At 69.8% G+C, this 22,072-nt stretch carries 23 protein-coding genes and 1 pseudogene; 12 read left to right on the forward strand and 12 right to left on the reverse strand.

Going from position 1 to position 22,072, the window contains the following annotated elements:
• Window positions 1–419: ferredoxin (locus tag ACZ68L_RS41790; protein ID WP_469588803.1), on the reverse strand; the 419-nt coding region annotated here is incomplete at its 3' end.
• Window positions 420–737: 318 nt separating this feature from the next.
• Window positions 738–1,385 (reverse strand): TetR/AcrR family transcriptional regulator, encoded by a 648-nt coding sequence (locus ACZ68L_RS41795; protein ID WP_469588805.1) that lies wholly within the window; start codon window positions 1,383–1,385, stop codon window positions 738–740.
• 238 nt (window positions 1,386–1,623) lie between these two features.
• Here ACZ68L_RS41795 and ACZ68L_RS41800 point away from each other — a divergent pair, with 238 nt between their 5' ends.
• Genes ACZ68L_RS41800 through ACZ68L_RS41815 form a run of 4 tightly spaced genes read left to right on the forward strand, consistent with a single transcriptional unit; the run spans window position 1,624 to window position 6,533 of the window.
• Window positions 1,624–2,196 (forward strand): (2Fe-2S)-binding protein, encoded by a 573-nt coding sequence (locus ACZ68L_RS41800; protein ID WP_469588808.1) that lies wholly within the window; start codon window positions 1,624–1,626, stop codon window positions 2,194–2,196.
• Complete coding sequence (locus ACZ68L_RS41805; protein WP_469588811.1) at window positions 2,193–3,185, forward strand: FAD binding domain-containing protein; 993 nt, start codon at window positions 2,193–2,195, stop codon at window positions 3,183–3,185. The genes ACZ68L_RS41800 and ACZ68L_RS41805 overlap by 4 nt, the downstream gene beginning before the upstream one ends.
• A complete protein-coding gene (locus tag ACZ68L_RS41810) occupies window positions 3,182–5,392 on the forward strand; it encodes a xanthine dehydrogenase family protein molybdopterin-binding subunit (protein ID WP_469588813.1) in 2,211 nt (736 codons plus the stop codon). The genes ACZ68L_RS41805 and ACZ68L_RS41810 overlap by 4 nt, the downstream gene beginning before the upstream one ends.
• Window positions 5,385–6,533, forward strand: a complete 1,149-nt coding sequence (locus tag ACZ68L_RS41815) for an XdhC family protein (RefSeq protein WP_469588814.1) — start codon at window positions 5,385–5,387, stop codon at window positions 6,531–6,533. The genes ACZ68L_RS41810 and ACZ68L_RS41815 overlap by 8 nt, the downstream gene beginning before the upstream one ends.
• Window positions 6,534–6,825: 292 nt before the next feature.
• Here the strand turns inward: ACZ68L_RS41815 and ACZ68L_RS41820 are convergent, their stop codons facing one another.
• Entirely contained in the window at window positions 6,826–7,620 is a 795-nt protein-coding gene (locus tag ACZ68L_RS41820; RefSeq protein ID WP_469588816.1) for a hypothetical protein, read from the reverse strand.
• Window positions 7,621–7,802: 182 nt separating this feature from the next.
• Between ACZ68L_RS41820 and ACZ68L_RS41825 the strand changes: the two genes are divergently transcribed.
• Together ACZ68L_RS41825 and ACZ68L_RS41830 are read left to right on the forward strand one after the other, a co-directional pair.
• A complete protein-coding gene (locus tag ACZ68L_RS41825; protein ID WP_469588819.1) occupies window positions 7,803–9,155 on the forward strand; it encodes a hypothetical protein in 1,353 nt (450 codons plus the stop codon).
• A 332-nt stretch (window positions 9,156–9,487) separates the two neighbouring features.
• Window positions 9,488–9,952 carry a sec-independent translocase gene (locus ACZ68L_RS41830; RefSeq protein WP_469588822.1) on the forward strand — a complete coding sequence of 155 codons (465 nt, stop codon included), beginning with the start codon at window positions 9,488–9,490 and terminating at the stop codon, window positions 9,950–9,952.
• A 174-nt stretch (window positions 9,953–10,126) separates the two neighbouring features.
• On the opposite strand, the gene ACZ68L_RS41835 is transcribed toward ACZ68L_RS41830, so the two are convergent.
• The 3 genes from ACZ68L_RS41835 to ACZ68L_RS41845 form a co-directional block, all read right to left on the reverse strand.
• On the reverse strand, window positions 10,127–11,059 hold the full coding sequence (locus tag ACZ68L_RS41835) for an RNA polymerase sigma-70 factor (protein ID WP_469588824.1): 933 nt from the start codon (window positions 11,057–11,059) through the stop codon (window positions 10,127–10,129).
• A 246-nt stretch (window positions 11,060–11,305) separates the two neighbouring features.
• Window positions 11,306–11,779 carry a carboxymuconolactone decarboxylase family protein gene (locus ACZ68L_RS41840; protein WP_469588827.1) on the reverse strand — a complete coding sequence of 158 codons (474 nt, stop codon included), beginning with the start codon at window positions 11,777–11,779 and terminating at the stop codon, window positions 11,306–11,308.
• Window positions 11,780–12,044: 265 nt separating this feature from the next.
• Window positions 12,045–13,313 carry an MFS transporter gene (locus ACZ68L_RS41845; RefSeq protein WP_469588830.1) on the reverse strand — a complete coding sequence of 423 codons (1,269 nt, stop codon included), beginning with the start codon at window positions 13,311–13,313 and terminating at the stop codon, window positions 12,045–12,047.
• Between the two features lie 107 nt (window positions 13,314–13,420).
• On the opposite strand from ACZ68L_RS41845, the gene ACZ68L_RS41850 reads away from it, so the two are divergent.
• Window positions 13,421–13,978 (forward strand): CGNR zinc finger domain-containing protein, encoded by a 558-nt coding sequence (locus ACZ68L_RS41850; protein WP_469588832.1) that lies wholly within the window; start codon window positions 13,421–13,423, stop codon window positions 13,976–13,978.
• Between the two features lie 383 nt (window positions 13,979–14,361).
• On the opposite strand, the pseudogene ACZ68L_RS41855 reads toward ACZ68L_RS41850, so the two are convergent.
• Window positions 14,362–14,547 (reverse strand): annotated as a pseudogene (locus ACZ68L_RS41855) (FAD-dependent oxidoreductase); the annotation flags it as partial.
• Window positions 14,548–14,774: 227 nt separating this feature from the next.
• Between ACZ68L_RS41855 and ACZ68L_RS41860 the strand changes: the two are divergent.
• The 3 genes from ACZ68L_RS41860 (at window position 14,775) to ACZ68L_RS41870 (ending at window position 17,134) form a co-directional block, all read left to right on the forward strand.
• A complete protein-coding gene (locus tag ACZ68L_RS41860; RefSeq protein ID WP_469588834.1) occupies window positions 14,775–15,398 on the forward strand; it encodes a histidine phosphatase family protein in 624 nt (207 codons plus the stop codon).
• A 309-nt stretch (window positions 15,399–15,707) separates the two neighbouring features.
• A complete protein-coding gene (locus tag ACZ68L_RS41865; RefSeq protein ID WP_469588837.1) occupies window positions 15,708–16,301 on the forward strand; it encodes a TetR/AcrR family transcriptional regulator in 594 nt (197 codons plus the stop codon).
• On the forward strand, window positions 16,298–17,134 hold the full coding sequence (locus tag ACZ68L_RS41870; RefSeq protein ID WP_469588840.1) for an alpha/beta fold hydrolase: 837 nt from the start codon (window positions 16,298–16,300) through the stop codon (window positions 17,132–17,134). The genes ACZ68L_RS41865 and ACZ68L_RS41870 overlap by 4 nt, the downstream gene beginning before the upstream one ends.
• A gap of 123 nt (window positions 17,135–17,257) precedes the next feature.
• Here ACZ68L_RS41870 and ACZ68L_RS41875 read toward each other — a convergent pair whose 3' ends face one another.
• The 5 genes from ACZ68L_RS41875 to ACZ68L_RS41895 all read right to left on the reverse strand — a co-directional run bounded on the left by ACZ68L_RS41875 (window position 17,258) and on the right by ACZ68L_RS41895 (window position 20,369).
• Window positions 17,258–17,512 carry a hypothetical protein gene (locus ACZ68L_RS41875; protein WP_469588842.1) on the reverse strand — a complete coding sequence of 85 codons (255 nt, stop codon included), beginning with the start codon at window positions 17,510–17,512 and terminating at the stop codon, window positions 17,258–17,260.
• Between the two features lie 63 nt (window positions 17,513–17,575).
• A complete protein-coding gene (locus ACZ68L_RS41880; protein ID WP_469588845.1) occupies window positions 17,576–17,929 on the reverse strand; it encodes a hypothetical protein in 354 nt (117 codons plus the stop codon).
• Window positions 17,919–18,446, reverse strand: a complete 528-nt coding sequence (locus tag ACZ68L_RS41885) for a hypothetical protein (protein WP_469588848.1) — start codon at window positions 18,444–18,446, stop codon at window positions 17,919–17,921. The genes ACZ68L_RS41880 and ACZ68L_RS41885 overlap by 11 nt, the downstream gene beginning before the upstream one ends.
• Window positions 18,447–18,868: 422 nt before the next feature.
• Window positions 18,869–19,615, reverse strand: coding sequence for a lysozyme family protein (locus tag ACZ68L_RS41890; RefSeq protein WP_469588850.1), 747 nt, complete (start codon window positions 19,613–19,615; stop codon window positions 18,869–18,871).
• Between the two features lie 385 nt (window positions 19,616–20,000).
• The gene (locus ACZ68L_RS41895) at window positions 20,001–20,369 is read right to left on the reverse strand and encodes an ArsR/SmtB family transcription factor (RefSeq protein WP_469588896.1); all 369 of its coding nucleotides are present in this window, start codon (window positions 20,367–20,369) and stop codon (window positions 20,001–20,003) included.
• Window positions 20,370–20,684: 315 nt separating this feature from the next.
• Here ACZ68L_RS41895 and ACZ68L_RS41900 point away from each other — a divergent pair, with 315 nt between their 5' ends.
• Window positions 20,685–20,951, forward strand: a complete 267-nt coding sequence (locus ACZ68L_RS41900) for a GlsB/YeaQ/YmgE family stress response membrane protein (RefSeq protein ID WP_469588853.1) — start codon at window positions 20,685–20,687, stop codon at window positions 20,949–20,951.
• A gap of 190 nt (window positions 20,952–21,141) precedes the next feature.
• Window positions 21,142–21,981: an alpha/beta fold hydrolase gene (locus ACZ68L_RS41905; protein WP_469588856.1), complete on the forward strand. Its 840-nt coding sequence runs from the start codon at window positions 21,142–21,144 to the stop codon at window positions 21,979–21,981.
• Window positions 21,982–22,072 lie beyond the last annotated feature (91 nt).

Genomic DNA, 22,072 nt, shown 5'->3' on the forward strand with positions numbered 1-22,072 from the left:
TCGCGGACGGCAGCGGCTATGCCCTGGCCTGACCAGGCATCGCTCTCATCCCATTTGCTCCGCTGATCGGACAGGTATTGCACGACCTGGCTGCGATTGCGCCACCACTCCCGGACCGATTCCGGTGTCCATCGCGAGTCGCCATCACAGCCGTACCCGAGGAACGGGTCGTTGTCCGCCGCCTCGACCAGCAGGGCCGTGTCCGCAGGCGTTCCGGGCTGGCGATAGACGTACTCGCTGAGGTACTCGCCTCCATAGAGGACGTGGGCGGGTGCCGAAAGCCGTCCCGTCCAGCAGGTGTCGGTCTCCCCGCCGTAGAAGGGCCCGGGGACGTTGAGCCACAGTCGGTCTTCCCAACGGCCCCGAAAGGCATCGCGGTCGTTGCCGAGGATGGCCACCGGGTCGAAGTAGAGCGTCATCCGCCGAGACTAGGGCATCCGTTCGAGCTGGCCGACGGGCTGCCGATGGGAAGGGGACTGCCTGGCCCCCTGGGCTCACGCACTCGCCGTTTGACTCTCCAGCTCATGGGATGTCTGTCAAGAATCGCGCCGCCATGGATCAGCGTCGAGAATCGCGCCGGCATGGATCGGCCCGACAACGAGGACGGCCGGGCCGGAGCCGAGGCCTTTCCCGGGAGGCGGGCCCGGCCCTCGGCCCTTCTTGGGCAAGGCCGGGGCGTGTCGTGCCCGCCCGGGTTCCACCCGGCCGAGCTCGCGTCCGGCCAAGGTCTGCCCAGCTCAGGTCCGGCCGTCCTCCGGCTCGGCGGCCTCGGACCGGAGTGCCTCGGACTCATTCATCGAGGTCCTGGCCGTTCCGGGCGCCCCCGCCCGCAGTCCGCCCATCACGAGGTCCAGCAGGCGCGACGCACGTGGCTGCCAGTCGCTGTGCGGGTCGATCTGCCAGAGTCCCGCGATGGCGAGCAGGAAGTCGTCGGGGGTCAGTCCCGGGCGGATGGTGCCGGCCTCCTCGTTCGCGTTCAGCAGGAGCGTGACAGCACGGGTCACCGGGCCGTGGCCCAGTTGGGCCAGGCTGCCGTACTGGCTGGTGGTCCTGCGCAGCGCGTCGGCCAGGCCGGCCTTGGCCATGGCGTACTGGGCCAGGCGGTCCATCCACTCCCTGAGGGCCTGGTCGGGTGCGCGGGTCCGGAGCAACTGGGCGGCGGTGTCGGAGACTTGCTGCATCTCGTAGCGATAGACCTCCAGGACGAGCGCCTCGCGATTGGGGAAGTTGCGATAGAACGTCCCCTGCCCGACGCCCGCCTTCTTCGCGATCGTGCTCAGCGGGGCGTCCGCGGCCTCTGTCAGCTCGGCCAGTGCGACTTCCAGGATGCGCTCGCGATTCCGTTGCGCGTCCGAGCGCAGAGTGACGCTCTTCTCCTCCGGCACTCGCCCTCCTTCCGGAATCACGGTCAAGCCCGGCCTTGCTGACCGGACAACTGTCCGCTAAGTTCTTGAGCAAGCGGACGGTTGTCCGCTTGGGTCCACCATAGTGGCAGATCCGGCCATGTGGCCGACTGGTGCCCATCGCCACCGGTTCATCAGCCCACATCACTCCCTTCCTCCCGGACTGTCTGCCGGGATCATCTCGTTCGACGCGCATCAGCAACGCGAAAGAAGGCTGATCATGGCCCCATCGACGTCCAGCGCCATTACATCGACGTCCAGTGCCATTACTTTGAACATCAATGGCGAGAAGTACACGCTGCCCGTCGACCATCGCACCACCCTGCTCGACGCCCTGCGCGAGCATCTCGATCTGACTGGTACCAAAAAGGGCTGTGACCAGGGCCAGTGTGGCGCCTGCACGGTGCTGCTCGACGGGCGGCGGGCCGTCTCGTGCCTGCAGCTCGCGGTCGCGGCCGAGGGGCGCGCGATCACCACCATCGAAGGTGTGGCCGATGGTGATCGGCTGCATCCGGTGCAGCAGGCCTTTCTCGACCTCGACGGCTATCAGTGTGGCTACTGCACACCGGGCCAGATCTGTTCGGCCCTCGCGGTGATCGAGGAACATGCGGCGGGCTGGCCGAGTGCCGTGACCGCCGACGTCCGGCCCGAAGCACCGGTTCCCGCGCTCACCGCCGAAGAGATCCGTGAGCGGATGAGCGGAAACCTGTGCCGCTGCGGCGCCTATGTGGCGATCGTGCAGGCGGTCGCGCGGGCGGCAGAGGCGGTCGACGGCAAGGAGGAGGCGGCATGAGGGAATTCGGCTACGAACGCGTCTTCGACGTCGCCGGAGCGGTCACCCTGATCGGTGCCGACCCCGACGCCCGGTTCCTCGGCGGCGGTACCAATCTCATCGACCTGATGAAGGCCGGCGTGGAGAGGCCGGCGCTGCTCATCGACGTACGTGAACTCCCGCTCGATGCAGTCGAGTTCGCTCACGACGGCGCGCTGCGCATCGGCGCGATCGTCACCAACAGCGATCTGGCCGCGCACCCCGAAGTGCGGCGGCACTACCCGGCATTGGCGCAGGCGGTCCTGGCCGGCGCCTCGGGGCAGCTGCGCAACATGGCCACGGTCGGCGGAAATCTGCTCCAGCGGACCCGCTGCGGCTACTTCACCGACCTTGCCAAACCATGCAACAGGCGCACTCCCGGCAGTGGTTGTCCCGCCATCACGGGCGAGCACCACAATCACGCGATCCTCGGCGCCTCCGAGCACTGTGTCGCCACTCACCCCTCGGACATGGCGGTTGCGCTCGCCGCGTTCGACGCCGTCGTCTCGTACGAAACGGCTGACGGTACGGGCGAGTTGCCGATCACCGAGCTCTATTCGCCCGTGGGCGACACCCCGCACATCGAGACCGCCCTTCCGTCCGGCGCGCTGATCACCGGCGTCACACTGCCGCCGTCCCCGGTCGCCGCCCACTCGCGGTACCGGAAGGTGCGCGAGCGCGCCTCGTACGCGTTCGCGATCGGCTCGATCGCCGCCGCGCTCGATGTCCAGGACGATGCCGTACGTGACGTGCGGCTCGCCTTCGGAGCGGTCGCGTCCCGGCCCTGGCGGGCCCGTGCGGCCGAGCGGGCGCTGCTGGGCGGCCCGGCGAGCGCGGAGGCGTTCGCCGCCGCCGCGGATGCCGAACTGGCGGCCGCCGAGGCGCTTCCCGAGAACGGATACAAGGTGACCTTGATGCGCAATCTCGTCGTGGCCGTGCTGACCGAACTCGCCGAGGAGGCCGCCCGATGACCACGTCGACCAGAATCGCCGCGGTGACGGGAGCCGTGGGCTCCGCCCGTACCCGCGTGGAGGGCCGCGACAAGGTCACCGGGGCGGCCCGTTACGCCGGAGAGATTCCTTTCGCCGAACTCGCCCACGGGTGGCTGGTGCTGTCGACCGTGGCCCGTGGCCGTATCCGCTCGGTGGAGGACGCACCCGTCCTGGCCATGCCCGGTGTCCTCACCGTGCTGCACCACGGGAACGCGCCGCGCGTCGAAACCGACTACGTGGGCGTGCTGGGCCGGCCGAGCCCGGTCCTCGGGATCTTCCAGCACGATCGTGTGCCCTTCGTGGGCTGGCCGGTGGCGCTGGTCGTGGCCGAGACGTCCGAGCAGGCCAGAGAGGCCGCCGAGGCGCTGGTGGTCCGATACGACGAGGAACCGCACGACGTCGCGTTCTTCGCCGGGCGCTCCGGTACGTACACGCCGCAGGGCAACCCCATGGTCCAGTCCGAGACGGAGAAGGGGGACGTGGAAGCCCGACTCGACGCCTCCGCCGTCGTCGTGGACGAGGAGTACACCACCCCGGAGGAGCACCACCACCCGATGGAGCCGCACGCGGCGACGGCTCGCTGGGACGGCGGCCGGCTCGACGTCGTCGACTCCAATCAGGGCAGCACCTGGGTGGCGAGCGAACTCGCGCAGCTCTTCTCCCTCGACCCGGCCTCCGTACGGGTGCGGTCCGAACATGTCGGCGGCGGGTTCGGATCGAAGGGGCTGAGCCCCCATCAAGTGGCCGCCGTGATGGCCACCACCGTGCTCCGGCGGCCGGTCCGCGTGGTGCTGACGCGTCGCCAGATACCGCCCCTCGTCGGCTATCGCAGCCCCACGGCGCAGCGGATCCGGCTCGGCGCCGACGCAGACGGACGGCTGCGGGCTTTCGATCACCAGGCGCAGAGTCTCACCTCGACCGTGCACGAATTCGTCGAGTCGAGCGCCGTGCTGGGACGTGTGATGTATGACGCCGACGCGCATCACACGCTTCACCGGCTGGTGCGGCTCGACGTACCGCCCCCGACCTGGATGCGCGCGCCGGGCGAGGCGCCGGGTTCCTTCGCCCTCGAATCAGCCCTCGACGAACTGGCCGAGAAGTGCGGCGTGGATCCGATCGCGCTGCGCGCACGCAATGAACCCGAGACGGGCCCCGTGTCGGGGTTGCCGTTCAGCAGCCGCAATGTGGTGGCCTGCTTCGAGGAGGGTGCCCGCAGGTTCGGCTGGGCGGACCGCGACCCGCGCCCCGGCCTTCGCCGTGAGGGGCGTTGGCTGCTCGGGACCGGGACGGCGGCGGCCACCTACCCCTCCGGAGCCGGCCCGTCCACGGCGGCGGTGACCGCGGAGGCGGACGGAACCTTCACCGTACGGATCAACGCGGCGGACATCGGGACCGGGGCACGGACCGCGATGACCCTGGTCGCCGCGGACGCGCTGGAGGTGGATCCGGACCGCGTCCGTGTGCGCATCGCGGACAGCGACCTCGGCCCGGCGATGATCGCCGGGGGTTCGATGGGCACGCGCTCCTGGGCGTGGGCGGTGACGCTCGCCGTGGGCGACCTGCGTGAGCGGCTGGCCCTCGGAGGCGGCATTCCGCCGGAGGGGATCACTGCCCGTTCGAACACGACCGAGGCCATCGGCGCGCTCGCGAAGAAGGAACGGCACTCCTTCGGAGCACAGTTCGCCGAGGTGGCGGTCGATGTCACCACCGGTGAGATACGCGTGCGTCGGCTGCTCGGCATCTTCGCCGCGGGCACCATCGTCAACCCCCTCACCGCCCGCAGTCAGTTCATCGGCGGAATGACCTGGGGACTGTCCATGGCCCTCCACGAGGAGGCGATCAGAGACGAGGCCTCCGGTGGTCTCGTCGGCGCCGACCTCGCCGGATATCACCTCGCCTCGCACGCCGACGTGCCGCTCATCGAGGCGGATTGGGTGGACGACCCCGTTCCGGGCGACCCGGTCGGGATCAAGGGCATCGGCGAGATCGGGATCGTGGGCGTCGCCGCCGCCGTCGCCAACGCGGTGTGGCACGCGACCGGCGTACGCCACCGGAACCTGCCGATCCGTCCCGACCGCGTCCTGCGCGCGGTGGACGAAGCCCGGATCCGTGCGGCGGAAGACATCGGGAGTCGCGCGGTGGACGAAGCCGGGAGCCGGGCGGAGGGCGGAACCCGGAGTGCTTGACATCGCCGAGGAGCTGAACCGCTGGTTCGAGGAGGGCCGGGACTTCGCCGTCGCCACCGTCGTGGCCGTCGACGGCAGCGCGCCGCGCGGTCCCGGTGCGGCCCTGGCCGTGGACGGTCACGGCACCGCCATCGGATCGGTCTCCGGTGGTTGCGTGGAAGGGGCGGTGTACGACCTGTGCGTCCAGGCGCTCCAGGACGGCCGGACGGTACGCGAACGGTTCGGCTACGGTGACGAGGACGCCTTCGCCGTGGGGCTGACCTGCGGGGGCGTCCTCGACGTCCTGGTCACGCCGGTGCGCGGGGACGAACCGGTGTTCCGGGCAGGGGTCTCCGCCGCGGCCCGAGGGGAGACGTCGGCACTCGCCCGGGTGGCCCGGGGACCGGGCGAACTGCTCGGCAGGGCGCTGCTCGTCCACCCCGACGGATCGTACGAGGGCAGTCTCGACGGACATCCGGAACTGGACCGGACCGCGGCGGCGGAGGCCCGCGCGATGCTGGACACCGGCCGCACCGGCTCCGTCGAGATAGCGGAGGACGGATCACATTGCCCGGACGGTGTGACGGTGTTCGTGGAGTCGAAGGTGCCGCCGCCCCGGATGATCGTCTTCGGCGCCGTGGACTTCGCGACGGCGCTCGTACGAGTGGGTAAGTTCCTCGGCTACCACGTGACCGTGTGCGACGCCCGGCCGGTCTTCACCACCCGCGTCCGCTTCCCGGAGGCCGACGACCTCGTGGTCGACTGGCCGCATCGCTACCTCCGGCGCACCGTGACCGACGAGCGAACCGTCCTGTGCGTGCTCACCCATGACGCCAAGTTCGACGTTCCTCTGCTGGAGACGGCGCTGCGGCTGCCGGTCGCGTACGTCGGCGCCATGGGCTCACGACGCACTCACCAGGACCGCGAGCGACGTCTGCGCGAAGCCGGTCTCACCAAACGGGAGTTGGACCGCCTGCGCTCCCCGATCGGCCTCGATCTCGGCGCCCGCACCCCCGAGGAGACGGCCCTGTCCATCGCGGCGGAGATCGTGGCGGCGCGCCGGGCCGGGACCGGGGTTCCGCTGACCGGTTCGGGAACGCCCATCCACCCCGACGTGGACGGGAGGAAGGAGCATGACGACCGCTCCCGAACGGCGGCATGACCCGGCTCGGTTCTCCGCGCCGGTAGGCGGCCTCGAACGGTGACGGGCGCAGGCACAGGGCGCCGGCGGTGAACCCGTTGCCGCCGAAACGACCGCGGCGGGCCGGCCGGCGAGGCCCGTTCGCCGCGTGGTGCTCATGGACCCCCGCCGTGGCCCACGCCCTCGTTCGACGCCTCCGCTACGGCCCCGCCGCCCGTGTTCCCCTCTCTCCCGCCTCTCCCGAGCCATCCCTCGCCCGCCCCGAATCAATCGCCGTACTCCACGCCGATCGTCTTGCGAAGCTCACCGATGATCAGTCCGTACCGGGTAGTCCGGGCCCTGAGAAGTCGGGCCCTGAGAAGTCGGGTCCTGAGAAGTCGGGGCTTGAAAAATCGGGAGCGCTGAAGCCCGGTCCCCTTCGCGGCTCAGGCACCAGCTTCGCGCCGTCCACCGCACGTGACGTGGCCGTCCCGTCCGCATGACCCGCGCCCCCGGGAGGCATGGACCGGAGCGACTCGGACAGAAAGGGCAGAATCCCGCGTTCGAGCAGTGCCTCCTGCCATGCGTCGCGCGCATGGGCCAGCTCGGGGTTCGTACCGTCGGCCACCGAGCGGTTTCGCGTCGCGACCACCAGGAGCCAGACGAGACCGGCGAGTACCGTCGCCACCGCCACGCCTGCCGCCGCCAGACCGGCGATGAGCATGACGTCGGCGAGGTGTGAATGCATGCCAACTGCCCGGAAGGCGAAGCCGATCAAGCCGAAGACCGCGGCAGCCGTTGCGGACAGCCCCGGTACCAGAACCGCCAACGCGTGCAGAGTGCTGCTTCTGGTGGCTGCCGCGCCGTCGGATTCGCGCCGTGTGCGACGACGCGCCGTATCCGACGAGGCCGTTACATCGAGCACCTGACGGTAGGCGCGGTACTCGGAGGCGGCCGAAGCGGCGATGGCGGTGCGCGCGCCGAGTGCTCGGGTGCGTAGCTGTTCGTTGTTGAGAGCTCCGGGGGCGCGGCGCCTTTCCTCTTGGATCGTGGGGGAGTTCAGTGCCTGATCCAGGATGCGCTCGAATGCGGGCAGGTCCTGTGCCCGTAGGTGATCCGGACGGTCCACGAGTCTTCCTTAGTCGGTGAAGTGCGCTCAGCGGTTGCTCACGATGATTCCCGGATTGCGCAATCCCTGAATCGTGTGGGCGCAGCCGCCGTGATGGGACGGGTGGTGTGGTGATACTTGCTATATTACGCAACTGAGCAACCGTGAGTGCTGCAATCCGCCGCACGGAGGAGGAACTGCCCATGCCTGTCGTACACCGAGCGCTGTCACGACTCGGCCCGGTCCTGGTCTTGGCGGTTCTCGCCCTGACGGCCTGTGCGGTGCTCACGCCCGTCCGGGCTCAGGCTGCCGGGAGCGGCCTCGACCACGTGGCCGAAGCCCTGCGGAAGAGCCCCGTGTACGTTGATCCGCGCGCCCGGGGCCAGCTCTCAGAGACCGTCGCCGAAGACCTCGCGAAGAAGATCGAGGGCGCGGACAAGCCCATCTTCGTCGCAGTGCTGCCCGAGTCCGCCGAGTTTCCTCCCGAGACCCTGATGCGGGACCTGCGCACCCGAGTCGGCATCGTCGGCCTGTACGCCGTCCGCCTCGGCGATGGTTTCCGCGCGAACGCGGACTCCTCGGTGATGTCCCGCAACGCGGTCGGCAATCTCACCGGCGCCGTCAAACGCTCGCACTCCGGTGATCCCGAAGGACTCCTCACCTCCTTCGTCGGCCAGGCCGCCGAGCAGGCCAAGGGGCAGGCGCCGGCCACCTGGAGCGGCTCCGGGAACAACGACGGGGGTGGCGGCGGGGGAGTGCTGCTCGCCCTCGGGGCGGTCGCGGTGGCCGGCGGTGGAGGATATGCCCTCTACCGGCGCTCCGAGAAGAAGCGCCGGCGCGGCGAACTGGAAGCCCTCCGGGTCGTCGTCGACGAGGACATCACCGCCTTCGGTGAGGAACTGGAACGACTCGACTTCCACCCGTCTGAGCCTGGCGCCGACGACGCGATGCGGCAGGACTACTCCCACGCGCTGGACATGTACGACAAGGCCAAGGGGCTGATGACCGTGGCCGCCGAACCGCAGGATGTCCAACCGGTGGCCGCAGCACTCGAAGAGGGCAGGTTCGTGCTCGCCACCCTCGCGGCGCGCCGTGCCGGAACCCCGGTACCCGAACGCCGCGCCCCCTGCTTCTTCGACCCGCGCCACGGTCCGTCGGCCGTCGACACCCTCTGGGCACCGCCGGGCGGCACGCCGCGCGATGTACCCGTCTGTGAGGCCGACGCCGGACTCCTCGCGGCCGGCCATGAGCCGATGACCCGTCAGGTACAGACGGCGCAAGGCCCCCAGCCCTACTGGAACGCCGGACCTGCCTACGCGCCCTGGGCGGGCGGCTACTTCGGCGGCGTCGGCGGTATCTTCGGTGGTCTGCTCGCGGGCACGATGCTGGGCTCGATACTCAATGCACCCTCTGCCCTCGCCGACACTCCGTCCGCCGAAAGCGCCCTCGGCGGCGGGGAGTTCACCGGCGCGGACTTCGACCCGAGCGATTTCGGCGGTGGTTTCGGAGGTGGCGGCTTCGAAGGCGGAGGCGACTTCGGCGGCGGAGACTGGTGACTCCCGCAGCCGCACGGCCACGCGAGGGTGCAGGGGCGGCCTTCGACGGGGCGGTGCCATCGCCGTGATCGGTTGGCGCGGGACGTGCAATCGCTCAGCCGGGACGCGGCTCGACGTGGCTCCACGCGGTTTGCCCGCGACCGGTGACGTGCGCGCGATTGCGGGTCGACAGGTCCTACGTCGCGCGGCGTGCCGGTCGCCGGGTGTCGGTTTCGGCAATGGACCGATGTCGGCAATCGCAGCGTTCCGCAACTTTCAAACTGTAGAAATGCGACCAGCCTGCCGATCAGCGCCCGGGGCGTCCGGGCGGCGACGGCTCAAGGAGCGGCACAGTGTTCTCTGATGTGGGTCCGTTGGAACTGATCACACTCGTTTGTCTTGCCACCCTTCTCTTCGGCCCGGACAAGCTGCCGGAGCTCATCCAGAACGTGACGGGCTTCATCCGTAAGTTCCGGCAGTTCTCCGAGAACGCGAAGCAGGAGATTCGTTCCGAACTCGGTCCGGAGTTCCAGGACTTCGAGTTCGAGGATCTTCACCCCAAGACGTTCGTGCGCAAGCACGTCCTGAGCGGTGACGGCGACGGCCTCGGACTCGACGAGCTCCGCAGCGCTCTCGACCCCAGGCAGGAACTGACGGAGGTCGCCGACGCGATCCGCGGCACAGCCGGCGATGAGGCCGCGGAGAGCTCTCCGTCGGGCTCCGCCCCGCCCGCGAGGGCACCGGGTGCCGTGTCCCTCAACAAGGACGGGGCCACGACGGCGCCCGCACAGACACCGTTCGACGCCGATGCGACCTGAGGGCCTCTTGTTCGGATCATGCCGGGCTCGTGTGCCCGGTGCCGCGCCTCGCCGCGTTGCCGTCGGTCGCCGTGACTCCTTTCCCGAGCTCTCGGCTCCGTTCGAGCAGGCGAGACCCCATCCGACTCCGTCCTCCGCCTTGCGATTCCGCTCCAGTCCACACCACCCCAGAGGTCAGTTCATCTGTCGGCGGGCCTGTTTCACCTCGCGGTCGATGGTCCAGGCGTCGGCGACCGGCCCGATGTGGCGGAGCTTGTCGGGATTGATCACCGTGCGGATGGTCTGGATCTGCCCGTCGAGCACGTCGAGCACGTCGAGGGCCAGGGTGTGGAGCACCTTGCCGTCCCGGTCGCGGAAGATCGCTCCGGGCTGGCCGTTGACCTCGTGCGGCGCGAACGTCACGTCGATCCGGCTCATCAAGGGGAAGACCGTGCTCAGCACGCGGGCCACATTTTCCGCGCCCATGACGGCCTTGGCCAGCTGCGGGGCCTTGCCGCCGCCGTCCCCGACCAGTTGCACGTCGGTGGCCAGCAGATTCTGCAGCCCGCCCACGTCGCCGCTCTTCAGCGCGTCGAAGAACCGTGTCGCCAGCTCGTGCCGCTCCTGCCGGTCCGCTTCGAACCGTGGCCGCCCGGCCTTCATATGCCGTCGTGCGCGCACCAGCAGTTGCCGGCACGCCGCCTCCGAACGCCCCACCGCCGCGGAGACCTCGTCGAACTCGAAGGCGAAGACCTCCCGCAGCACGAACACCGCCCGCTCCAGCGGGCTGAGCCGCTCCAGCAACAGCAGTGCCGCCATCGACACCGAGTCGGCCAGCTCCACCGCCTGTGCCGGATCCTGATACGGATCGCTCAGTAGCGGCTCGGGAAACCACGGGCCCACGTACTCCTCTCGCCACACCCGTGCGGAGCGCAGCACATCGATCGAGATCCGTGTCACCGCGGCCGACAGGAATGCTTTGGTCGACGTGGGCCGGGTCGAGGAGCCGTCAAAGCGCAGCCATGTCTCCTGCACCGCGTCCTCGGCCTCGGCCACGCTGCCCAGAATCCGGTAGGAGATCGAGAACAGCAGCGGCCGCAGTTCCTCGAACTCCTCGACCTTGCTCACGCCGAACCCCTTTCCCATGACGCCCTCACCCTCGGCCGCACCCGGCGGCGCAGGCATCCTCTGTTGATCATCCGCCGGCGGGCAGAGCAACGCCCATGAACCCGGCGGCCCGGAGCCCGCAGCCGGGCCCCGAGCCGGTTGCCGATGCCGGCGGTCAGGGATACCACGGCCGGCAGTCCGGCACCGATCCACAGTGCTGGGTTCGTGAGGTCACGCTCCTGTTGCCCGACATCTGTCCTCCACCCGTCAGTGGAACTGTCCGGGCTCGTAGTTGCCGGCCGGCTGCTGGGTGATGATGTTCAGCCGGTTCACCGAGTTCATGAAGGAGACGAGGACCACCAGGGCGGTGAGCTGCTCCTCGTCGTAGTGCTTGGCGGCGTACGCCCACACCTCGTCGCTGACCCCACGGGCCGCATCCGCAGTCCGGGTTCCCTCTTCCGCCAGCTCCAGCGCGGCACGCTCGGCCTCGGTGAAGACAGTGGTCTCCCGCCACGCCGCGACCAGGTTCAGCCGCACCGAGGTCTCGCCGGCGGCAGCGGCCTCCTTGGTGTGCATGTCGATGCATACGGCGCATCCGTTGATCTGGCTCACGCGCAGCGCCACCAGCTCCTGCGTCGCGGCCGGCAGCGGCGAGTCCTTGAGGGCCTTGCCCGCCGACATGAAGTACTTGAGGGCCTTTCCGGCGGTCGGGCCGGCGAAGTAGTTCAGTCGCGCGTCCATGGTGTGCTCCTTCGCGGTCGTCCGTGGCTACATCCCCTGAGACGAGGTAGCCCCGCCTCCTGTGACATGGACGAAGGTGACCCGCGTACCAGCGCCGCCGGTGCCCGTCAGCAACGCAGGTGATCAACCCACGGACGCTCGGCTGCCAGGCGACCCCCAAGGCCGCCGACACGCTGAACAAGTAGCGCGCAGGCCGGGTCGAGCGTTCTACTGCTCGGCGGCCGGTTCCCGGACAGCGGCGCCGCGGATCTCGACCCGTGGTCGATCATTGCGGTGCGGCCGGTGAGGGAGACTCCGGCAGGCCGTTCCGTCCGAGGGCGCCGGTAGCCGAGTCCCGGCGAGGCACTGGTGCGTTGGGGCGCGGGTTGCGCCGGATCAGGGTGTACAGCAGTGCTCCTGCTGCCTGCAGGCCGGCGATGCCGGTCAGATACCAGTGTGCGGCGCTGGTGGTGGCCAGCCCGGCGAGGACGGAACCGAGGGCGGCGGCCGAGATCTTCAGCCCGGCGCCGATGGTGAAGACCTGGGTCCGCCATTGCGGTGGGGAGTGGTCGGCGCGGATACGGAGGGTCGCTGTCAGGACGAGGCCGTCGCATGCCCCGGCCGCGGCGAATGAGGCTGCGGCCGTGGGTACCGAGGGGGCGAGAGCGGCGGCGGTCAACCCCATGCCGGTGCCGAGCAGGCCGATAAGAGCCAGTCGCTGCGGGGAGGCTTCGGGCCACAGTCGGGCGATGCCGAGCGTCCCGGCCAGGGCTCCGGCTGCGAACGCGGTCATCAGCAGGCCGCCCGCTTCCGCGTTTCCCAGGCTCTTGGCGAGAAGGACGCTGGTCGTGGTGAGTGCGCCGATGCCCATGAAGGCCAGACATGTGGCAGCGGTGAGGGCGCGCAGTTCCTGTTCCCGCCAGACTGTCCTCGCACCGGCGGCCAGGTCTTGGCGAAGCCGCGTCGGTGAGACCCGCGCGGCAGCGGTATCGGCGCGCAGCGGGAGCAGTGCCATAAGTGCCGCGGCACCGGCCGCGGCTGCCGACAGCATGAGCACGGCCGTGGTCGGGGAGAGCGCTGCGGAGACCAGTCCGGTGGCTCCTGGGCCGGCGACGGCGGCGGCGTTATAGACCGCGGCATCCCATGAGTAGGCGCGGTCCCGCTCCGCGCCCGCCGGCAGCAGCCGCGTGATCAGGCTGGAGAGCCCTCCGGAGACGGCCGGTCCGCAGCAGCCTCCCGCCGCTGCGACGGCGAGTACCACGGGGAGGGGAACGCGTCCGATGCTCACCGCCAGCGCGGAGATCGCCAGGGCGAAGCCACCGAGTGCGCCGACGTAGAAGAGCCGGGGCCGGCGTGCTCGGGCTGCGACGGCACCGGTCAGCGGGGCCGCCAGGACGTGCGGTGCCATCCAGGCCGTCAGAACGAATGCTCCTTGCGCCGCGCTGCCGGTGCGATACGCCGCGAGCATCACCACTGCCACAGCCATGCCCTCGTCGGCCATCCGCGCGGCGAACGCGGTCGCCAGGTAGCGCGGCACTCCTGGGTGTCTCGGCATGGCCACCTCCTGGTGCGTAACGGGATATCATCGAAAGACGTTACAGTAGGCTGCGGGAATACACAGCGGGCATCGCCGCCCGGCGCACAGATGTGAGGAGGGCAGACATGAGCCGTCAGGGCTTTGAGGTTGCCCAGCGTCTGATCGACATCGCAAACGCCGTACGGGCCAGTCCCGACCTGCCCCGCAACGTGGCCGTGGAGCTCCTCGCGCGTCATGGCGAGGCCCCGGATGACCTGACCGAAGCGGCGCTGTCCGACGCGGACCTCCGGGCGCTGCGGGACGCCGCGGTCCGCATGTCCGGCGTCCTTGCCGAGAGCGACACCGACCGAGCGGCCGTCACCCTCAATGAGATGCTGGCCGAGCACGCCGCCGCCCCCCGGCTGTCCCGGCACGACGGCCACCCATGGCACCTGCATGTCGACCACCCCGATGCCGACTGGGCCCGCTGGTTCCTGGCCTCCAGCGCCTTGGCCCTGGCCCAGATCCTCACTGAGCACGGCCGCGCCACTTGGGGTGAATGCGCGGCCTCGAACTGCCGCAACTTCTACCTCGGCACCGGCCCCGGGAGTCCGCGCCGCTACTGCTCGACCACCTGCGCATCGCGCGCACGGGTCGCTGAACACCGCCGCCGTAAACAGACACAGACTCCATCGAACAAATGAACAGATATGAGAGTTCTGCGAGAGGCCCGGACTGTGATGCGTTTCCGCGGGTCGCCGCTCGTAGAAGTCCGCCTGAAGCCCGCATGTTGTGCGAGGGGCTTCTGAAAGAGCGCACTGGCGTCGCGGGAGTTCTTGGCAAGTCGCTGGAGACCAAGGCGGGTTGATGGCCGTGCGCGCGGGCGTCCGAGGATCCGTTCGTGGAGTGCGTCGTGTGCGGGATCCAGGAATCCGGCATGTCGCCGTTTGAGTACTGGTGGCTGCCGGAGCGGGAGAACGCCTGTGGCACCTGCCGCGAAGCGAAGGGTGCGATCGATGAGCACTGACCGCAGGTCATGTGAGGCCTGCGGCCAGGCCGTTGACCACGATCGTGTTGAAGGACAGCGGGCGCGAGCGAGCTCGTGGGCGTCCTGCATGGTGTTGTTGGCGCCTTCACCGGCGAAGGGCGACATCACGTGCGCGGCGTCGCCCAGCAGGGTCACGCCGGACACGCGCTCCCAGCGGTGGCCTACGAGCAGGGCGATGATCGGCCGGGGCGCGAGCGGACCGTCGGCGTCGGCGATCAGGGAACGAACATGTTCGTTACGAACAAGTTCACCTACCCCTTCGTCTGACGCGCTTGGAAAGGCGAGTGCGGAGAGGGTCGCTCTCGGCCCGCGAGCCGAGCCGGTCGGCCCTTCCACTCCGGCTGTCGCGAGCGAGGCGGAGTGGACCGCGCGAGCGCGCAGAAGGAACCACGGGTCAAGGGTGTGACGTCCACCGATACACAAGATCGCCGGCAGGTTCGAAGGAGCGAGGAATGATCGGCACGGCCACCCGCTACCTCTATCTCGTCAGGCACGGTGAGGCATTGCCGGACGAGAGCGGGCTGACGGAGAACGGCCGTCGGCAGGCCGTACTGCTCGGTCGACGCCTCCGGGGTATTCCCCTCGCGGCTCTCCATCACGGCCCGCTGCCCCGGGCGGAGCAGACCGCATGTCTGATCGGGGAGCAGCTGAAGAACGCTCCTCTGCACGTCTCGGAAGCGGCCGGTGACTACGTCCCCTACCTGCCGACAAGGCAAGAGCTTCCGGCGGAGTCCGCAGAGTTCTTTCTCCGCTTTCTCGACGGCGCCACGGGCGAAGAGCGAAACCGCGGACCGGCGCTGGCCCGCCAGGCGCTGGACTTGTTCACCCGGCCGGTGGACGGGGAACTGGATCGGCACGAACTGGTCGTCACCCACAACTTCCTGGTCGCCTGGCTCGTCAGGGACGCCATGTACGCGCCGAAGTGGCGCTGGCTCGGACTCAACCACGGCAACGCGGCGCTGACGGTCATCCGCTACGCGCCCGGCCGCCCCGCTTCCGTCCTCGTCTCCAATGACATGCGACATCTGCCCGCCGAGCTGCGCTGGACCGGCTTCCCTCCTGAGTTGCACATTTGAGTCGATTGGATTGGATCGTCCGATCGTCGGTTCGGTGTGCCGTCCGTCGACACGCGGTGGACGTGGATCGATCCGTCGCTTTCCGGCAGGGGGCGGCGGTGGGGTGGCCGGCGGCGGGGCCGGAGGGAAGCCATCAACCTGCCGCTCGACCCGTTGTCCACCTCGGCGGTCAGCGGGCATTCGTACGCACAGGTGCTGGTGGCCCGTTCTGATTTCCCGTCATCCGCAACAGCGGCGCCTGGGTGAAGGCTCTTGGCTTTCCTAGAGCTCCTAGGTTATAACTAGTGACCCTAGGATCTGGGAGGGTGCATGGCGCGGGCCGGGCTGACGGCGGAGCGGGTGACAATCGCGGGCGCCGACTTGGCGGATGAGGTCGGGCTCGACCAGGTGACCATGTCGCAGGTGGCGCGGCAGCTCGGCGTGAAGGACGCGAGCCTCTACACGCACGTCCGTAGCCTGGAGGACTTGCGCGGACGGATCGCACTGCTGGCGGCGGACGAGAAGACCATCCTGATCGCGGAGGCGACCGCCGGGCGGGCGGGCAAGGACGCGCTGGTCGCGTTTGCGAACGCCTGGCGGGAGTATGCCCACCAGCATCCGGGTCGCTACATGGCGACCCAGACCCCGATGCAGATCGACCCCGAACTGGCCGCAGGGGCGCCCGGACCACGGCGCGCGATCGAGCTGACCTACGGCATGCTGCGCGGCTACGGACTGGCCGAGCCCGACCTGACCGACGCGGTCCGGTTGCTGCGCAGCACGTTCCACGGGTTCGTCGCTCTGGAGGCCGCGGGCGGGTTCGCGCACGAGCGTTCACCTCAGCACTCCTGGGTCCGCGCCCTCGACGCCCTGCACACCCTCCTGGAGCACTGGCCCCCATCCCGAGAAGGAGACTCCCCATGACCGCCCCGACCATCGGCAGCCTGCCCGTGAACGGCGCGACCCTGCACTACGAAGTGCGCGGCCAGGGCCCGCTCCTGCTGCTGATCCCCGGCGGGACGGGCGGCGCGGCCTCCTTCGACGGCGTCGCCGACGACCTGGCCGCCGAATACACCGTCGCGGCCTACGACCCACGCGGTATGTCCCGCAGCACCCTGGACGACCCCGAGGCCGAGCAGCGAGTGGCCGAGCACGCCGACGACGCGTTCCGCATGCTGGAACTGCTGTCGCACGGTGAGCCCGCCCGGGTATTCGGTGCCAGCTCGGGTGCGATCGTCGCCCTGCACCTGCTCACCACCCATCCCCAACGCCTCGAACGCGTCGTGGCGCACGAACCGCCGGCAGTGGAGGTCCTGCCGGACGCCGCCGAACATCGCGCGCTCATCGCGCGCGTGCAGGCAACGTTCCACACTCAGGGGCTCATGCCGGCGATGGCCGCGTTCGCCGAGGGCCTGAGGAAGGCCGGTGACACCACCGGGCCGAAGGCCGAGATCAAGCTTCCGCCACAAGCAGCCGCGCGGGCCGAGCAGACGATGGCCAACCTGCCGTACTTCGTCGAGCGCATCGTGCCCGGCTTCATGTCCTACACCCCCGACCTCCACCGACTGCGGGCACTGTCGGACCAGCTCGTGCTCGCCTGCGGCCAGGACTCACGGGGTGAGCTGCCCTACCGTACTGCCGCATTCCTGGCCGAGCGTATCGGCGCAGAACTCCAGTACTTCCCTGGCGGGCACATCGGCCTGACCACGCACCCCGTCCAGTTCGGCGAACTCCTTCGCAAGGCCTTCCGGGTCTAGGGCCTCTCGTTCGGCTCAGGCCTGGCTCGCGTGCCTCGGTGCCGTACCTTGCCGCGCCGCGTTGGGGTCGGCCGCCACGGCGCCGAACCGTGGTTCAACGTCCCGGTGCCGATGCTTGCCGTGTCACCTCGTCGACTTCACGACGTGGCCCAGGGCGACGAGCCCGATCCCGATGGCGAGGAGCGACGGCGACTGGGCGCTCCAGCTCAGGACCATGAGCACGGCACCCAGGCCCCAGAGTCTCGGCTGTCGGACTCGACGCTGAAGCCATCGACCCGGCATGCGCCCGAGAAGCAGGGCGTGTATGCCGATGACGGCCCAGGCGACAGTCAGGACGAACAGTGCGAGTACCACGGTCATCAGCAGTGCGCCGAACATGATCAGGCCTCCTCAGGACGGTTGTACGGCTGTTGGTCCGGGCGACGAGCCGGGGCCGGATGCCTACTGGATGCTCCAGCGATGCGGGTGCACGGGATCAGTGGGGCAGATGAAGATGTTGAGCTCACCGCTTCGACCCACGACGACCCGGGTGGGCGTGGCGAACGGATGTGAGCGGAGTTCTCGCTCCTCGGCCGGTTTCCAGCTGCCGCTGCCGCCGTCCCACTCGGAGCTGTCGATGGTCAGCAGCAGCTCCATCGGCGTCGTGCACGTCAGGCAGTTCATCGGGTACGGGTCGGTCGCGTGCCAGGACGCGAATCCTCCGACTCGCCGGCCGGGCGGGATGGAGAGGGCGTACTGGTAGCCGAGCGGCTCGGCCGCGTCGTCATCCGTCGACTGCCCGCCCTCACTGGTCAAGGGCCTCTTCCCAGACGTCGATCCGGGCGCACAGATCCGCGGGCAGAAGGCCGGCGAACGGGTATGTGACCACTCGCTCGGGGTGCAGCACGCAGGGCTCGGGCACGTACCCGTCGTAGCCGACGACCTGTGGTCGCGGTTGCAGGGGCAGCACATCGCGGACCTCCGCCGAGCCGCGCCATCGCAGGTGGAGCAGCATGTCGTGCCCGCTCGTGCCGTGAGCGTCGAGCGGGCACCAGAACACCTGGAGCAGGTCGCAGTCGTCCGGCCCCGTGGGCAGGTCGGGGACATCCCGCCGGTACAACTGCGCGAGGCCGAGCAGCGGCAGTGGGCCGGTCTCGAAGGCGCCCGGGATCCGGTGGCGCCGGTCCAGCTCGTCCGCAAGCGTCCGCTCCTCGTCCGTGAGACCCGAGAAGGGTTCGCGGGCCCACGCGGCGGCCAGAGCTGTCGCTTCGGGTGGACGTCCGCCGAGCGCCGACCGTGCCCACGGCCATGGGCCTCGGGGCACATCGGCCACGGCTCGTCCGTCGGCCACAGCATCGGCCCGCCCACGGAACTTGCCGACATGTCAGGGCTGCCCGGCCTCGGGTGCAGCCGGGTGGTCGTGCCCCGGAACGCGGCCAGTTCCGGAAAGAGCGACTCGACATCGAGCGGGCGCGGCGACGTGGCCCTCGTCATGGACACGACCATAGGCGTCCGGCGGGCTCGGCTGCCGAGCACCCCTTCGCGTGGCACGTCCGCGCAAGCGGGGAAGCGGACAGCGCCCACCACCGCACCGCAGGGTCCGTGCCCCTGCCGATCGGGCACTTCTTCGCGGCACGTGGAGCTCACGGGATCCCGCGCGAAAGCCGACCGTGCGGCGACCGTCTCGGCCGCGAGGTCGAAGCGGTCGCCCTTATGCGCGTCCTCGCTCTTGCCGCGTGATCCGCAGGACCTTCCCTACGGCTGAGCGGAAACAGATTTCCCGGCCTTGGCCCAGTTGGCGTGCAGCCGGTCCAGGTAGGACTGCGCCTGACTGCCCGGGTGTGCGCCGCGGGCGAACGCCAGCATGTTGCCCGACCCGGTGTTGTAGCCCAGTGCCAGCAGTTCGTCCTTCGTGTACGTCCCCGGCCAGTGGGCCGGCAATTGCGCGGCCAGGTCGTGCAGATGCCAGGCGGCCGCCTCGATCGCCAGGTCCCGGTCGTCGGGCAGTTCCTCCCACCGGCGATTCGCGAAACCATGTCGCCGCTTGGTCTCGTCGAAGGCGGCACGGTGCATGTTCGCGACACCGAAGGAGGCATCCGGCTTGTAACGCTGCCAGGCCCGCTCCATCTCCGGGTCGTGCGGCTTGTACGACTCGTTGTAGAGGATCGCCATCAACAACTTCGGATCGACGTCCGCCCGGGTTGCGTGGGTGCGTACCTGCGGGGCGTAGAACGCCGGGTCGTAGGACCCGGGCAGCGGCGCGTCCGGGCTGCTCGCGACGGGTGCCGGAGTGCCAGGAGTGCTCGGGGAGGCAGCGGCGGTCGCGCCCGGTGACCCGCCGGCCGGGGTGGTTCGCGGACTGTCCGCGGGCTGCGACGCATGACCGCAGCGCACCAGGAACCATGCCGCGAGCACCAGTACCAGCACCCCGAGCCATCGTCGACGCGCCCCGGAGTCCGTCACCGTTCGCTGCCCCTCCCGTACGTCACCTGTGTTTCCCACAGCCTACGGAGTTCAGCCGGTTTCGGCGCAGGGCAGTGCTGCAGCGGCGGTTCGGCGCAGTGCCGTCCACCCGGGGGAGCGCGGTGGGTTTCCGGTGACGCTCCGCCCCGCGCAAGCCATTCATGCAACACGCAAGCGTGCCGCCCGGCGAGGGCGGGAGTCCGCGCCACGGTCCGCCCGGCGGGCCACGCGAACGCGACGAACCTGATCGGGCGCGCCTCGGATCACACGCCCGTGAGCGGGCGCCGACCGTTGTCCGACGTACGACAGCGCCTGAAGCGAAGTCGGGGTCTTACGGCCCCGCCGACCGACACGCTCCGTCGCGGACCGGGGCGGTCGGCGGCGGGGTCGGCACCGGAGAGGAGCGCCCGCGATTTCGGAGACCTCAGGCGCCGATCCCGCGACGCGCGCGTACCGGCTCGGCCGTGGCATCGGCGCGCGCGGCCAATTGACGGACCATCAGTCGCACCACGGTCACGATGTCCGGGTCGTCCACGAAATAGACCATCCGTCGGCCCTCGCGACGCGAGCGTACGAGTCCCGCGAGCTTCAGCTTCGTCAGGTGCTGGCTGACGGCGGGCAGCGCGCCACCCACCCGCTCCGCGAGTCCGGTCACATCGCTCTCGCCCTGGGCCAGCGCCCACATGATGTGCAGCCGCGCCGAGGACGCCAGCAGCCCGAATGCCGAGGCCGCCTCCGCGAGTACCTCGGCGGACGGGTCCTCGAAGCTGTCGACGCCTGTCGCCACCGCCAGTCACTCCCATCTCCGCAGGATCGCTTGTGAACCTCCCCAGTCTAGGCCGCCCTCGGGAGCCCCCGAGCGATGCCGGCCACCGACGCCGATGGCCCGGTTCGCCGTCCCGCACCGCCGACGGCCGTGGTGCGGGCGGCCCGAGAGAACTCCGGTCCTCCGGCCGCGCCTTGAGAGCCCCGATGGAAGGGCGTTCACCGCGCAACCCGCACAGCCCGCCCCGCGTCCTCATCTGTACAGTTGCGCAACCAAGCAACGCACCGCTGCCGGTCCGGGACCGCCTCTCCTGGGTACGGCCCGACGACAGGAACGACGAACATGGGCATCATCGGCTGGATCATCCTCGGGCTTGTCGCCGGAGTCATCGCCAAGGTCCTGCTCCCCGGGCGCGATCCCGGCGGTCTGATCGGGACCACCCTCATCGGTATCGCGGGCGCCTTCGTCGGCGGCTGGCTCTCGGCACGCCTTCTCGACCGGCCCGTGGAGAACCACTTCTTCGACATGACCACGTGGGGTGCGGCGATCGGCGGCTCCCTCGTCCTGCTCATCGGCTACCGCATCCTCTTCGGCAACTCACGGGACTGACGAGGACCCGGAACTGTCGGAACTCCTTCGCCCCTTGCCGCTCTCCGTTCACTTCCGCGGAAAGCCGGAGGGGCTCAAGGGGGCGCGTGGAGCCGGGGCACGTGGCGCGCCGAGGTCGCCGCGTCCGGGCCCTCCGAGCACGACGGAAACCCGGTTGTCCGATACGAAATCCGCTGACAGGGTCCTCGCCATGCCTACCTTCGCCGCCCATGACGGAACCACACTTGCGTACCACGTGTATGGAAACGGTGCTCCTGCGGTCTGCCTGCCCGGAGGGCCCATGCAGGCGTCCCAGTACCTCGGGGAACTCGGCGGCCTTTCCGCGCACCGGCAACTGGTCATGCTGGACCTCCGGGGCACCGGCGAGTCCGCGATCCCGGAAGACGTCGCCTCCTGCCGTTGCGACCGGCTCGTCGACGATGTGGACGCCCTGCGCGAGCATCTCGGCCTCGAAACGATGGATCTGATCGGACACTCCGCGGGTGCGAATCTGGCGGCGTTGTACGTGGGCCGCCACCCGGAGCGCGTCAGCAGGCTCGCATTGATCACACCGAGTACCCGGGCCGTCGGCGTCGCGATCACCGGGGACGTCCGGCGCGAGACCGCGCGGCTCAGGCAGGATCAGCCGTGGTTCGGGCCTGCGTTCGAGGCCCTGGAGGCCATCGTCGCCGGCCAGGCGACGGACGACCGCTGGCGGGCCGTCGCACCGTTCTTCTACGGGCGGTGGGACGAGGCGTCCCGAGCCCATCGGGCCGCAGAGGACGAACAGACGAACGCGGAAGCCGCGGCCGTCTTCGGCGCCGAAGGAGCTTTCGATCCGGAGGCTGCACGCGCGGCTCTCGCACGGTTCGCGGCGCCGGTACTGCTGCTCGCCGGGGAAGTGGACCTGGGCGCCCCGCCGCGTGTGATGGCCGAATTCGCCGGGCTCTTCCCGGACGCGGAGTTCGTTGTTCAGCCTGGCGCCGGCCACTTTCCGTGGCTCGACGATCCTGATGGGTTCGTGGCTACCGCCGCGGCGTTCCTTGGATAGGTGACCACCGCATCTCCGGTTCCGCTGGCCGGGGTTGTGCGACTTCGCGCCACTCCCGGATCGGGGCGGGTGACCCAATGTGTCCGTGTTC

Source organism: Streptomyces sp. NPDC104309, assembly GCF_055584025.1.